The organism is Streptomyces glaucescens (genome assembly GCF_002154375.1).
GTDB classification, from domain to species: Bacteria; Actinomycetota; Actinomycetes; order Streptomycetales; family Streptomycetaceae; genus Streptomyces; species Streptomyces glaucescens.
In genome coordinates, this window is the sequence record NZ_MUND01000080.1 from 1 (window position 1) to 12,881 (window position 12,881).

Genomic DNA, 12,881 nt, shown 5'->3' on the forward strand with positions numbered 1-12,881 from the left:
CTGGAGCGCGCTCCAGATCGGAAAATCGGCGGCATGAACACCACCACTGACTGTCAGATCGTCCTCGGGACCATGGACTTCGGCACCCGCGTCGACTCCGATCGGGCTTTCGCCATCCTCGATTCCTTCGTCGCCGGCGGGGGTGTCTGGCTCGACACCGCGAACTGCTATTCGTTCTGGGCCGATCCCAGGGGCGTCGGCGGCGCCAGCGAACGCGTCATCGGATCGTGGCTCCGGGCCCGCCCGGGCGTGCGTGACTCGGTGCGGATCGCGACGAAGGTCCGGCACAACCCGCTCGTTGCGCACTCGTGGCCGGGAAGCGCCGAAGGGCTTTCCGCGCGTGCGGTCCACGCGGGCGTGGAAGAGAGCCTGGGGCGGCTGGGAGTCGATCACGTCGATCTGCTCTGGGCGCACGCCGAGGACCGCACCGTACCGCTGGAGGAGACGGTCGGCGCCTTCGGCGAGCTGGTCGCGAAGGGAGTGGCCCTGCGGATCGGGGCGGCGAACCATGCCGCCTGGCGCGTCGAGCGCGCCAGGTCACTCGCCCGGGAGCAGCGCGTGGAACCGTGGACGGCCCTGCAACTGCGCCACTCACTGATCCAACCGCGTCCGCTCACCCCCCTCGCGGAGGCCGGCCACCGCCTGCTCACCGCCGAGGACCTGGACCTCGCACGGTCGGAGGGACTTGCCGTGTGGTCGTACAGCTCGCTGATATGGGGTTCGTACGAGCGCGCCGACAAGCCGCTCCCGCAAACCTATGATCACCCTGGGACGACCCGGGTGCTCTCGGTCCTGGACGACGTCGCCGACGAGCTCTCGGTCACTGGGAACCAGGTCGTTCTCGCATGGCTGATGAACCAGGGGATCGATCCCATCGTCGGCGCGAGCCGGGTGGAGCACATCGAGCAGGCACTCGCCGCACGCCGTGTCCGGCTCAGCGACGAGCACCTGGCGCGCTTCGCCGAGGCGCGGTAGCGGCAGCGACCGAAGGAGCTCCATGACCACCCTGACCCCGGCAGCAGCCGCCGACCGCACCGGCGTCTCCATCGACACACTGCGCTACTACGAGCGCGAAGGACTCATCGGCCCCATCCAGCGCTCCGCCGGCGGGCGCAGAGAGTACACCGAGGACGACCTCTTCTGGATCGGCCTGGTCACGTGTTTCCGCGAGGCCGGACTCGGCATCGCGGACCTGCGGGGGTTCGTCGCCATCCTGCGCGCCGAGCACCCTCCGCAGGAGCGCGTCGCCTTCCTCCGTGAACGCCGCGCCGCCCTGGAACAGCGGGTGACAGCGCTGTGCCGGGCCATGGAGGTTCTCGACGAGAAGATCGCCTACTACAGCTGAGCGGCGCGAGGCGGCCCGTACTCACCCGGAGTCCCGTACTCAGCTCGCGCCCTGCCCACCCCATGGAGACCGCCTGCGGCCGGCTCCTCAGCGCATCCGCGAGGAACAGGCCGAGCGCGGTACCGGACACCGACATCGCGAGGGCGTGGCATCCGGTGGCGGGATCAGCGATCCCGGCCAGGTGGTTCACGGCCGGCCGGTGACGGCCGACGAGGTTCGTCCGGTGACGGTCACGAATGACGTGTCATTGGTAGACCCGCACGTAGTCCACCAGCATCTTCGCCGGGAACGGGGTCGAGGCGTCGGGCGGGCCGGGCCAGTCGCCGCCGACGGCGAGGTTGAGGATCAGGTAGAAGGGGTGGTCGAAGACCCACGGACCGCGCGTCTGCTCGATCTGGGCCTTGTCGAGGGTGAGGACGGTTCGGCCGTCGAGGCTGTAGACGATGCCCTTGCTGTCCCAGTGGGCGGCCCACACGTGGAAGTCGTCCGAGTAGTCGACGTCACCCGGAAGCCTGTAGGGGGCTCCGATCCCGCCGCCGCCGTTGTACGCCGGCGCGTGGACGGTCGAGTACGAGGTCTTCACGTCCTTGCCGAGGACCTCCATGATGTCGATCTCGCCGTTGTACGGCCACGGACGGCCGTCGAGGAAGTCGGCGCCCATCATCCAGAAGGCGGGCCACAGACCGTTGCCCTTGGGCACCTTGATCCGCGCCTCGACCCGGCCGTAGGTGAACTCGAACTTGTCGCCGGTGTTGATCCGGGCGGATGTGTACTGGCAGGTGCCGCTCCCGGTGAGGGGGTCGGCCGGGCACGAGGTGCCGGGGGTGGCCTGCTTGCGTGCCTCTATGACGAGGTGGCCCGAGCCGTCCATGCTCACGTTGTCGTGGTTGGTGTAGTACTCCAGCTCGTTGTTGGGGCCGGTGCCGGGGTCCGCGGACCACTTGGCCGGGTCGGGCTTGGTACCCGCGGGGGAGTTGAACTCGTCCTGCCAGACGATCCGGGGCGGGTTGGCGGGGTCGGACGGAAGCGGAGGCGGGGTGATCGGGTCTCCGCCGGTGCCGTACACCTGGAACTCCCACAGGGAGTAGCCGTACTGGGTGGCTCGCTGGGTGCCGTACACGCGGACGTACCGGCCGGTGCCGGACACGGCCAGGGTCTGCTTGAACCCGGTGCCGGTCGTGGTCGAGTGGATCGGGGTCCAGTTCGTGTTGTCGGGTGAGACCTGGATCTCGAACGACTTGGCGTAGGCCGGGTCCCACTGGAGCACCACCTTGCTGATCTTCGCCGTCGCGCCCAGGTCGACGGAGATCCAGCCGGGGTCGGTCCAGCCGTTCGTGGGGCTGGTCGCCCAGCGGGTGGTGGGATCGCGGTCGAAGGCGCGGGCCGGGCCGCACTCCCGGCAGTGACCGTCGTTCTGCGAGCTGGACGCCGCGCCGGTCCTGCCGTAGGAGAGGAGCTTCTCGCCGGGGGCCGGATCCGGGTCGCCGCCGGTGTCCTTGGTGCCGTACACCTGGAACTCCCACAGGGAGTAGCCGTACTGGGTGGCTCGCTGCGTGCCGTGGACGCGGACGTACCGGCCGGTTCCCGATACGGTCAGCCGCTGATCACCGCCGGTGCCTGTGGCGGTCTCGTGGACCGTGGACCAGGTGCGGGCGTCGGCGGACACCTGCACCTGGAAGGCCTTGGCGTAGGCGGCTTCCCAGTTCAGGGCGACCTCGCTGATCCTGGCGGAACCACCCAGGTCGACCTGGATCCACTGCGGGTCGGCGAAGGCGCTGGACCAGCGCGTGCCGGGATCGCCGTCCACGGCGTTGGCGCCGGCGAACGGGGCTTCCGTGGACGAGACCGTCACCGGTCTGCCCTGGGAGAGCAGAGGGTCGGCGGCGTGGGCGGGAGGAGGCCCCGGGATGCCGGTGAAGGACAGCAGGGTGACCGCGAGGGCTATGAGCAGGCCCAGGCGGCGGCGCATCGGACTCACGGCGGCTCCTCGAAGGGACGGGGGTGGGGCGAGAGTGTCGGGGAGCGCTCTCTGGAGGGGGAGCCTGCTGCTGTCGACAAGAGCTGTCAAGGGTTTGCGTTCACCTTGAGAAAACGTGTGATCCTCATCTGAGGGGTCATCAACTCTCGTTGATGGGCACCTCATCTCCGGGGGCACGGAGCCACGTCCCGCCTGAGGCGGTGGGCGTGCTCGGAGGTTGCCGCCACTTTGTCCCGCGTGTGGGAAAAGCGCCGCGATCTTGTGCGGAACGGGTTACGCAGTTCGACAAAGCCCGCTAACTTCCTTGAAATGACCGGCTCATAGAGCGCGACCGGTCGACGGCGCGACGGCGCGCGCCTGTGCACCTCGTGGCAGTCCGAAGAGGCCTGTCGTCATCCCACCCCACTCATGGGAGACCTCCGTGCGCATGAAACCGCTCAGACACAGTCGTGTCCGTGACCTACTGACCGCCGCGGCCTGTGCCGTCGGCTGTCTGCTGCCCATGTCCCCGGCCTCCGCCCACCACCAGGGCCCGGACCACGAAACTGCAGAACCGGCCGCAGCCGAAGAGTTCCAACAGGTCACGCTCGCCAAGGGCGTGGCCGAGACGGGCGAGCCCATGACGCTGGCGGTGCTGCCGGACCGGTCGGTCCTGCACACCTCGCGGGACGGCACCGTCCGGCTGACGAACGCGGCGGGGACCACCACCGTCGCGGGCAAACTGGACGTCTACAGCCACGACGAGGAGGGCCTGCAGGGCATCGCCGTCGATCCCGGCTTCTCCTCCAACCGGTACGTCTACCTCTACTACGCGCCCAAGCTGGGCACACCGGGTGGTGACGCCCCGGCCGATGGCACTGCCGCCGACTTCGCTCCCTTCGACGGCGTCAACCGGCTGTCCCGGTTCGTCCTGCGGACCGACGGCACCCTGGACCTGGCCGGCGAGAAGAAGATCCTGGACGTGCCCGCCTCCCGCGGCCTGTGCTGCCACGTCGGCGGCGACATCGACTTCGACGCGGCCGGCAACCTGTACCTGTCCACGGGCGACGACACCAACCCGTTCGCCTCGGACGGCTTCACCCCGATCGACGAGCGCGCCTCCCGCAACCCCGCCTACGACGCCCAGCGCTCCTCGGGCAACACCAACGACCTGCGCGGCAAGGTCCTGCGCATCAAGGTCAACGCCGACGGGTCGTACTCCGTCCCGAGCGGCAACCTCTTCCCGCCCGGCACCGCGAAGACCCGCCCAGAGATCTACGCGATGGGCTTCCGCAACCCCTTCCGGATGAGCGTCGACAAGGCCACGGGAATCGTCTACCTCGGCGACTACGGCCCCGACTCCGGCACGGCCAGCCCCTCGCGCGGGCCCGCCGGACAGGTGGAGTTCAACCGGATCACCAAGGCGGGCAACTACGGCTGGCCGTACTGCACCGGCGACAACGACGCGTACGTCGACCACAACTTCGCCACCGGCGCCTCGGGATCCGCGTTCAACTGCGCGGCCCCGAAGAACAACTCGCCGAACAACACCGGCCTGACCGATCTGCCTCCTGCCCAACCGGCATGGATTCCCTACGACGGCGGATCCGTACCGGAGTTCGGCGGCGGCTCGGAGTCTCCGATGGGCGGCCCGGTCTACCGCTACGACGCCGCCTCGACCTCCGAAGTGAAGTTCCCGCAGGAGTACGACGGCGACTTCTTCGCCGGGGAGTTCGGCCGCCGCTGGATCAAGCGCATCGAGGCGGGCGGTGACGGCACCGTGCAGTCCATCAACTCCTTCCCCTGGAGCGGCACCCAGGTGATGGACATGGCCTTCGGTCCGGACGGCGCCCTGTACGTCCTCGACTACGGCACCGGCTACTTCAGCGGCGACGAGAACTCCGCCCTGTACCGCATCGAGCACGTCACCGGTGGCCGCGCCCCGACCGCCCAGGCCAAGGCGAACGTCACCTCCGGCACAGCGCCCCTGACCGTCTCGTTCTCCTCGGCCGGCAGCTCCGATCCCGACGGCGACGCCATCAGCCACGCCTGGACCTTCGGCGACGGTGCCACCTCCACCGCCGCCAACCCCTCCCACACGTACACCGCCAACGGCCGGTACACGGCCACCCTGAAAGTCACGGACAGCACCGGCAGATCCGCGACGGCCTCGGTGCAGATCACGGTCGGCAACACCGCGCCCACGGTGAGACTGGACCTGCCCGCGGACGGACGGATCTACGACTTCGGCGCCGCGATCCCCTTCAAGGTGACGGTCACCGACCCCGAGGACGGCACGATCGACTGCTCGAAGGTGAAGGTCACCTTCATCGTCGGGCACGACAGCCACGGCCACCCGCAGACCTCGGCCACCGGCTGCACCGGCACGCTCCAGACCCTGGCGGACGGCGAGCACGACCCCAACGCCAACATCTTCGGTGTCATCGACGCCGAGTACACCGACAAGGGCGCGAACGGCCAGCCCGCGCTGACCGCGCACGACCAGCACATCACCCAGCCCACCCAACGGCAGGCGGAGCACCACGGCACCTCCGCCGGCGTCCAGGTCGTCACCCACGCCCCCGCGCACGGCGGGAAGACAGTCGGTCACATCGACAACGGCGACTGGATCTCCTTCACGCCGTACGCCCTCGACAACGCGACGCGACTCACCGCCCGGGTCTCCTCCGCGGGCGTCGGCGGCACCATCGAGGTACGCGCCGGATCCCCGGCCGGCACCCTGCTCGGCACGGCGTCCGTGCCGGTGACCGGCGGCTGGGAGACCTTCCAGGACGTGACGGCCACACTCGGCAACCAGCCGGCCGGGACGACGTCGCTGTACCTCGTCTTCAAGGGCGGAACCGGCTCGCTGTTCGACGTCGACGAGTTCTCCTTCACCGTCTCCGGCGGCGGCACCCGCTCAGGCGCGGTGAAGGGGGTCGACGCCAAGTGCCTGGACGTGGACGGTGCCAACACCGCCGACGGTACGAAGGTGCAGCTGTGGACGTGCAACGGGTCCGGTGCCCAGACGTGGACGGTCTCGGGTGACGGCACGCTGAGGGCGCTGGGCAAGTGCCTCGATGTCTCCGGCGGAGGCAGCGCCGACGGCACGAGGATCCAGTTGTGGACGTGCAACGGCACGGGTGCGCAGAAGTGGGCGCCGCAGTCCGACGGCACGGTCCGCAACCCGCAGTCCGGCAAGTGCCTGGACGCGTCGGGCGGCACCTGGAACGACGGCACCCCCGTGCACCTGTGGACCTGCACCACCGGACCCAACCAGAAATGGACCCTGCCGTAGAAAGGAGGCGACCGTCATGCGCACCTACCTGAAGGCGGCCCTCGGCCTGTTCGCCGGCGCCGCGCTCTGCCTGGCCCCGCAGGCCGCGGCCCTGCCCGCGGCGATGAGCCCGCCCTCCACCGCGGAAGCCCGTGCGGCGGCCGACCCGGCGTACAAGATCCTCGTCTTCTCCAAGACCGCCGGTTTCCGCCACTCGTCGATCGACGACGGCATCACCGCCCTGCGCGACCTGGGCACGGCGAACAACTTCACCGTGGACGCCACCGAGGACGCCCAGGCCTTCACGACCGCCAACCTCGCCCAGTACAAGGTGGTCGTCTTCCTGTCGACGACGGGAGACGTGCTGACCGCCGCCCAGCAGACGGCCTTCGAGCAGTACGTCCAGGGCGGCGGCGGATACGTCGGTATCCACGCCGCCGCCGACACCGAGTACGACTGGCCCTTCTACGCGGGGCTCGCCGGGGCTCTCTTCCACTCCCACCCGGCCGTTCAGTCCGCCACCGTGAAGGTGGAGGACCGGGCGCATGACGCCACCGCCCATCTGGGCGGCAGCTGGCAGCGCACCGACGAGTGGTACAACTACCGCACCAACCCGCGCACCACCGCCCACGTCCTGGCCTCGCTCGACGAGTCCAGCTACGCGGGTGGGAACATGGCCGGGGACCACCCGATCGCCTGGTGCAAGGACTACCAGGGCGGCCGGGCCTTCTACACCGGTGGCGGCCACACCGACGAGTCGTACACCGAGCCCGCCTTCCGACGGCACCTCCTCGGCGGCATCCGCTGGGCCGCCGGGATGACCGACGCCGACTGCCGCCCCGAGACCGGCTACACGGCCCTGTTCGACGGCTCGTCCACCACCGGCTGGAAACAGGCCGGTCCGGGGAGCTTCACCCTCGCGGACGGCACTCTCACCTCCGTGGGCGGGCTGGGCGTGTTCTGGTACTCCGCCAAGGAGTTCACCGGCGACTACTCCCTCAAACTCGACTGGAAGGCGGCCGGAGACGACAACTCCGGGGTCTTCGTCGGCTTCCCCGCCTCCGACGACCCCTGGTCCGCGGTGGACAACGGCTACGAGATCCAGATAGACGCCACCGACTCGGCCGATCGCACCACCGGTGCCGTCTACGGCTTCCGGTCCGCCGACATCGCAGCCCGCGACGCCGCGCTCAATCCGCCGGGGGAGTGGAACACGTACGAACTCCGCGTCACCGGCGAACGGCTGGAGATCTTCCTCAACGGCCGTAAGATCAACGACTTCACCAACACCGACCCGGCGCGCAGCCTGCGCCAGGGCCATATCGGCATCCAGAACCACGGCGACGGCGACGACGTGTCCTTCCGCAACATCCGCGTCAAGCAGGGCGGAGGCCAAGAGCCCGGCCCCCGCTCCGGTGAGGTGAAGGGGGTCAACGGCAAGTGCCTGGATGTCGACGGCTCTCAGACGGCCGACGGTACGAAGGTGCAGCTCTGGACCTGCGGCGGGAGCAGCGCGCAGAAGTGGACGGTCCCCGGTGACGGCACGCTGAAGGCACTCGGCAAGTGCCTGGACGTGTCGGGCGGAGGCAGCGCGGACGGGACGCGGATCCAGTTGTGGACGTGCAACGGCACGGGTGCGCAGAAGTGGGCGCCGCAGTCCGACGGCACGGTCCGCAATCCGCAGTCCGGCAAGTGCCTGGACGCGTCGGGCGGCACCTGGAACGACGGCACCCCGGTCCACCTGTGGACCTGCCACACCGGACCCAACCAGAAGTGGACCCTGCCCTGACGGACGCGCCGACGCGGGCCGGTTGAGGGGAGCAGGACCGTGTGCCGCCGTTCTGGGGCGGCGGCACACAGCACACCGGCACGGCAGGTAGCTGTCAGTGGGCGGTCCAGCCACCGTCGACCGGCAGTACCGCGCCCGTGAGGTAGGACGCCGCTGGACTGGCCAACAGCAGTGCCGCACCCACGAGTTCGTCGGGCTCGGCCCAGCGTCCCATGGGCACTTGGCGGTCGAGGAAGTCCCGGACATGAGGGTCGTCGTCGACGCCGTCGTTCAGCGGTGTGCGAAAGGGGCCGGGAGCCAGCGCGTTGACACAGATGCCGGTACCTGCGAGTTCGGCGCCGAGGCTGCGGGTGAGCTGGACCACCGCGCCCTTGCTGGCCGCGTAGCCTGACCGGCCCGCGGCACCGACCAGTCCCAGAGCGCTGGCCAGGGTGACGATGCGGCCGTACCCGGCCTGCCGCATCGCGGGCACGACAGCCTGGCAGGCGATGAAGGTCCCGACGACGTTGACGTCCAGGCAGCGCCGCAGCGTGGCGGCGTCGAGCGCGCCGAGGGCGCCTCGGGCCTGGATTCCGGCGCTGGTGACGAGCACGTCCAGGCGGCCGTACCGGCTGACGATGTCCTGGGCGAGATCGTGGACCGAATCCTCGTCGGTCACGTCGCAGGACACACCCGCAGCGATACCGCCGGTCCGGGCGGCTATGTCCGCCGCTGTCCGCCTGCACGCCTCCCGCCGTCGCCCGGCCACCACCACCGCTGATCCGGCGGACGCCAGACCCAGCGCGATGGCCCGGCCGAGACCGGTCGAGCCCCCGGTGACCAGCGCGACCTGCCCGGTCAGATCGCTCCCCGGGCCGACGCAGTCTTTGGTCACGGTCCGACGGGGAGCAGCAGCCCGCCCGTGAGCCGGAGGAGTTCACCGGCGGTGGTGGGGAAGACCGTGCGGGGAGTCCCGGCGGCAGCCCAGAGCCGGGGGTAGTCGGTCAGGGCCGCGTCGACCACGGCAGGGAGCGCCTGGGGGTGGCCGACGGGAGCCACGCCCCCGATCGCCTGCCCGGTGGCCTGGCGCACCTGTTCCGGGGAAGCGCGCCGGAGCGTGCCACGTCCCCACCTGGCAGCCAGTGCCGTGGTGTCCACCGTATGCCGGCCGCTGGTCAGAACCAGTACGGGCTCATCGTCGGAGAGGAACACGAGGCTGTTGGCGATGGCGCCCACATCGCACCCCAGGGCCTCGGCGGCCTCGGCGGCCGTGCGCGTCGACTCCGTCAGCTCGCGCACCTGGCCCGCGATGCCGGCCGCAGCGAGCAGGCGGGCCACCTCCATGCTGCGAACGGGTAGGGGCGTGCCTTCCTGGGGTGCCATATAACTCCCTCGCAGAGCGTCGCATCATCGCCCGTTCCGTATATGGAACGTTCTGTATGTGGAACGATAGATCCCTCAGCGGCTGGGATCAACCGGATCAGCCGGCTCGGCCGCCTTCGGAGGAGAGAAGGGTCGTCATGAGTCTGGCCGCCAGTGTCGGCGTGCGTCTGCGGGAGTTGCGCGAGGCGCGGGGGATGTCGCTGTCCGAACTGGCGCGCAGGTCCAAGATCGGTAAGGGGACGCTCTCCGAACTGGAGAGCGGCCGGCGCAACCCCACTCTGGAAACGCTCTACGCTCTCACGACGGCGCTCAAGGTGCCTCTGAGTACCGTTCTGTGTGATCTCGCGTCTCCCGCCAGGATCTCCGGTCACGCCGTCGACGCCGTCCTCGTCGAGCGATTCGAAGCCGATACCTCCGTCACGGAGACCTACCGGGTGCGCATCCGCTCCGGCGCGGCGCAGGAGTCCGCCGCGCATTCCCCCGGAACGACGGAGCACATCATCGTCTTCACCGGCATCGCGCGCGTGGGCGGACTCACCGACCCTGCCCTGGTCGGCCCGGGTATGCACGGCAGTTGGGCCGCTGACGTCCCGCACCTGTATCACGCACCCGAAGGAGACGTCGAAGCCCTGCTGGTCGTGCGCCACCCGCGGTGAAGCGCCGGTGGCGCGCTGGGCCGACAGCGGTCGGCGCTGTCCGGCAGGGCACGGTCCTGTCCGTATGTCAGCCGGGTGAACTCGGTGCGGCCGCATCTGGCGCCCGGGGGCGCGGTCGTCGGACGGCGGTCGGCTGCCACTTAATGAAAGATGAAAGAAAAGTGATGACAGATCCTTGACCGCCCCGTCTCGTTACGGGCAAGGTTCCGGAGAGCGCTCTCCCGTGTCGTTCTCGTTTCAAGGAGCCCCCACATGACCGTAGTTGGCATACCGTCAGTCGCGCCTCCGCCACCCCGTAGACCGGTTCGCCGAGGGGTCGTCGGCGCGGTGGTCACCGCTCTCGCCGCCACCCTTCTCACCTTCGCGCCCGCCCAGGAAGCCGAGGCCGCGCCCGTACTGCTCTCCCAGGGCAAGCCGGTCACCGCCTCCAGCCAGGAGCACGGCGGCACCCCGGCCGCCGACGCCGTCGACGGCAACGCCGGCACCCGCTGGTCAAGCGCCCACTCCGACCCGCAGTGGATCCGCGTCGACCTCGGCGCGACCACCAAGGTGAGCCAGGTCGTCCTGGACTGGGAGGTGGCCTACGGCAAGGGCTACCGCATCGAGCTCTCCACCAACGGCTCCGACTGGTCGACGGCCTACCAGACCACCACCGGCGACGGCGGCACGGACACCATCGCCGTGGCGGGCGAGGCCCGTTACATACGGATGTACGGCACGGCCCGCGCCACCCAGTACGGCTACTCGCTCTGGGAGTTCAAGGTGTACGGCGAAAGCGGTACCGGGGGGCCGCAACTGCCCGGCGGGGGAGACCTCGGCCCGAACGTGCACGTCTTCGACCCGTCGACGCCGGGTATCCAGGCCAAGCTGGACGAGGTGTTCCGCCAGCAGGAGTCGGCGCAGTTCGGCAGCGGCCGGCACGCGTTCCTGTTCAAGCCGGGCACGTACAACGGCCTCAACGCCCAGATCGGCTTCTACACCCAGATCGCCGGTCTCGGCCTGAGGCCCGACGACACGACCATCAACGGTGACGTGACGGTCGATGCGGGCTGGTTCAACGGCAACGCCACGCAGAACTTCTGGCGGGCGGCCGAGAACCTGGCACTGAACCCGGTGAACGGCACCAACCGGTGGGCGGTCTCCCAGGCCGCGTCGTTCCGCCGTATGCACGTCAAGGGCGGACTGAACCTCGCGCCGAACGGCTACGGCTGGGCCAGCGGCGGCTACATCGCCGACTCCAAGATCGACGGCCAGGTCGGCAACTACTCGCAGCAGCAGTGGTACACCCGTGACAGTGTCATCGGCGGCTGGTCCAACTCCGTCTGGAACCAGGTCTTCTCCGGCGTCGAGGGCGCCCCGGCGAGCAGCTTCCCCGAACCCCGCTACACGACCCTGAACACCACCCCCATCTCTCGTGAGAAGCCGTTCCTCTACCTGGACGGCAACGAGTACAAGGTCTTCGCGCCGGCCAAGCGCACGGGCGCCCGCGGCACCACCTGGGCGAGCGGCACCCCGCAGGGCGAGTCGATCCCCCTGAGCCGGTTCTACGTCGTCAAGCCCGGGGCCACCGCCGCCACCATCAACCAGGCCCTCGCCCAGGGGCTGCACCTGCTGTTCACCCCGGGCGTCTACCACGTCGACCAGACCATCAACGTCGACCGGGCGAACACCATCGTCCTGGGCCTCGGCCTGGCAACGATCATCCCCGACAACGGCGTGACCGCGATGCGTGTCGCCGACGTCGACGGCGTGCGCCTGGCCGGGTTCCTCATCGACGCCGGCCCCGTCAACTCCCCGACGCTGCTGGAGGTCGGCCCGCAAGGAGCGTCAGCCGACCACGCCGCCAACCCCACCACCGTCCAGGACGTCTACATCCGGATCGGCGGCGCGGGCGCGGGCAAGGCGACCACCAGCATGATCGTCAACAGCGACGACACGATCATCGACCACACCTGGGTGTGGCGCGCCGACCACGGCGAGGGCGTCGGCTGGGAGACCAACCGCGCCGACTACGGCGTCCGCGTCAACGGCGACGACGTCCTGGCCACCGGCCTCTTCGTCGAGCACTTCAACAAGTACGACGTCGAGTGGTACGGCGAGCGCGGCCGCACGATCTTCTACCAGAACGAGAAGGCGTACGACGCACCCAACCAGGCGGCCATCCAGAACGGCTCCACCCAGGGCTACGCCGCGTACCGGGTCGACGACTCCGTCGACACCCACGAGGCGTGGGGCCTGGGCAGCTACTGCAACTACAACGTGGACCCGTCCATCCGACAGCACCACGGCTTCAAGACCCCGGTCAAGCCGGGCGTGAAGTTCCACAGCCTGCTGGTGGTGTCCCTCGGCGGCATGGGCCACTACAACCACGTCATCAACGACACCGGAGCGTCCACGGTCCCCGCGGGAACCTCGACCGTGCCGTCCACCCTCGTGTCCTTCCCCTGACACGGCGTCCGCCGGCCGCCGGGTGATCCGGCAGTGGGCCGGCACCG

General features: G+C 69.7%; 9 protein-coding genes. 6 read left to right on the forward strand and 3 right to left on the reverse strand.

The features are described 5' to 3' along the window. Positions 1 to 33: 33 nt before the first annotated feature. Together CCN42_RS06240 and CCN42_RS06245 are read left to right on the forward strand one after the other, a co-directional pair. Complete coding sequence (locus tag CCN42_RS06240) at positions 34 to 975, forward strand: aldo/keto reductase (RefSeq protein WP_086733582.1); 942 nt, start codon at positions 34 to 36, stop codon at positions 973 to 975. A gap of 22 nt (positions 976 to 997) precedes the next feature. Then, a complete protein-coding gene (locus CCN42_RS06245; protein WP_086733584.1) occupies positions 998 to 1,345 on the forward strand; it encodes a MerR family transcriptional regulator in 348 nt (115 codons plus the stop codon). Positions 1,346 to 1,589: 244 nt separating this feature from the next. On the opposite strand, the gene CCN42_RS06250 is transcribed toward CCN42_RS06245, so the two are convergent. Beyond that, the gene (locus CCN42_RS06250; RefSeq protein WP_086733586.1) at positions 1,590 to 3,314 is read right to left on the reverse strand and encodes a discoidin domain-containing protein; all 1,725 of its coding nucleotides are present in this window, start codon (positions 3,312 to 3,314) and stop codon (positions 1,590 to 1,592) included. 436 nt (positions 3,315 to 3,750) lie between these two features. Between CCN42_RS06250 and CCN42_RS06255 the strand changes: the two genes are divergently transcribed. Beyond that, positions 3,751 to 6,600 carry a PQQ-dependent sugar dehydrogenase gene (locus CCN42_RS06255; protein ID WP_086733587.1) on the forward strand — a complete coding sequence of 950 codons (2,850 nt, stop codon included), beginning with the start codon at positions 3,751 to 3,753 and terminating at the stop codon, positions 6,598 to 6,600. A gap of 16 nt (positions 6,601 to 6,616) precedes the next feature. After that, positions 6,617 to 8,368 carry a ThuA domain-containing protein gene (locus tag CCN42_RS06260; protein WP_086733589.1) on the forward strand — a complete coding sequence of 584 codons (1,752 nt, stop codon included), beginning with the start codon at positions 6,617 to 6,619 and terminating at the stop codon, positions 8,366 to 8,368. Between the two features lie 94 nt (positions 8,369 to 8,462). On the opposite strand, the gene CCN42_RS06265 is transcribed toward CCN42_RS06260, so the two are convergent. Further along, positions 8,463 to 9,242: an SDR family NAD(P)-dependent oxidoreductase gene (locus tag CCN42_RS06265; protein ID WP_086733591.1), complete on the reverse strand. Its 780-nt coding sequence runs from the start codon at positions 9,240 to 9,242 to the stop codon at positions 8,463 to 8,465. Further along, positions 9,239 to 9,691: a YbaK/EbsC family protein gene (locus CCN42_RS06270; RefSeq protein WP_245877169.1), complete on the reverse strand. Its 453-nt coding sequence runs from the start codon at positions 9,689 to 9,691 to the stop codon at positions 9,239 to 9,241. The genes CCN42_RS06265 and CCN42_RS06270 overlap by 4 nt, the downstream gene beginning before the upstream one ends. A gap of 176 nt (positions 9,692 to 9,867) precedes the next feature. On the opposite strand from CCN42_RS06270, the gene CCN42_RS06275 reads away from it, so the two are divergent. Continuing rightward, on the forward strand, positions 9,868 to 10,386 hold the full coding sequence (locus CCN42_RS06275; protein ID WP_086733595.1) for a helix-turn-helix domain-containing protein: 519 nt from the start codon (positions 9,868 to 9,870) through the stop codon (positions 10,384 to 10,386). A 252-nt stretch (positions 10,387 to 10,638) separates the two neighbouring features. Continuing rightward, positions 10,639 to 12,834: a discoidin domain-containing protein gene (locus CCN42_RS06280; RefSeq protein ID WP_086733597.1), complete on the forward strand. Its 2,196-nt coding sequence runs from the start codon at positions 10,639 to 10,641 to the stop codon at positions 12,832 to 12,834. The last annotated feature ends 47 nt before the right edge of the window (positions 12,835 to 12,881 follow it).

What these genes read in the sequence shown, in the direction of transcription:
- CCN42_RS06240 (WP_086733582.1), top strand. Translation starts at nt 34, where the DNA reads ATGAACACCACCACTGACTGTCAGATCGTCCTCGGGACCATGGACTTC.
- CCN42_RS06245 (WP_086733584.1), top strand. Translation starts at nt 998, where the DNA reads ATGACCACCCTGACCCCGGCAGCAGCCGCCGACCGCACCGGCGTCTCC.
- CCN42_RS06250 (WP_086733586.1), bottom strand. Translation starts at nt 3,314, where the DNA reads ATGCGCCGCCGCCTGGGCCTGCTCATAGCCCTCGCGGTCACCCTGCTG.
- CCN42_RS06255 (WP_086733587.1), top strand. Translation starts at nt 3,751, where the DNA reads ATGAAACCGCTCAGACACAGTCGTGTCCGTGACCTACTGACCGCCGCG.
- CCN42_RS06260 (WP_086733589.1), top strand. Translation starts at nt 6,617, where the DNA reads ATGCGCACCTACCTGAAGGCGGCCCTCGGCCTGTTCGCCGGCGCCGCG.
- CCN42_RS06270 (WP_245877169.1), bottom strand. Translation starts at nt 9,691, where the DNA reads ATGGAGGTGGCCCGCCTGCTCGCTGCGGCCGGCATCGCGGGCCAGGTG.
- CCN42_RS06275 (WP_086733595.1), top strand. Translation starts at nt 9,868, where the DNA reads ATGAGTCTGGCCGCCAGTGTCGGCGTGCGTCTGCGGGAGTTGCGCGAG.
- CCN42_RS06280 (WP_086733597.1), top strand. Translation starts at nt 10,639, where the DNA reads ATGACCGTAGTTGGCATACCGTCAGTCGCGCCTCCGCCACCCCGTAGA.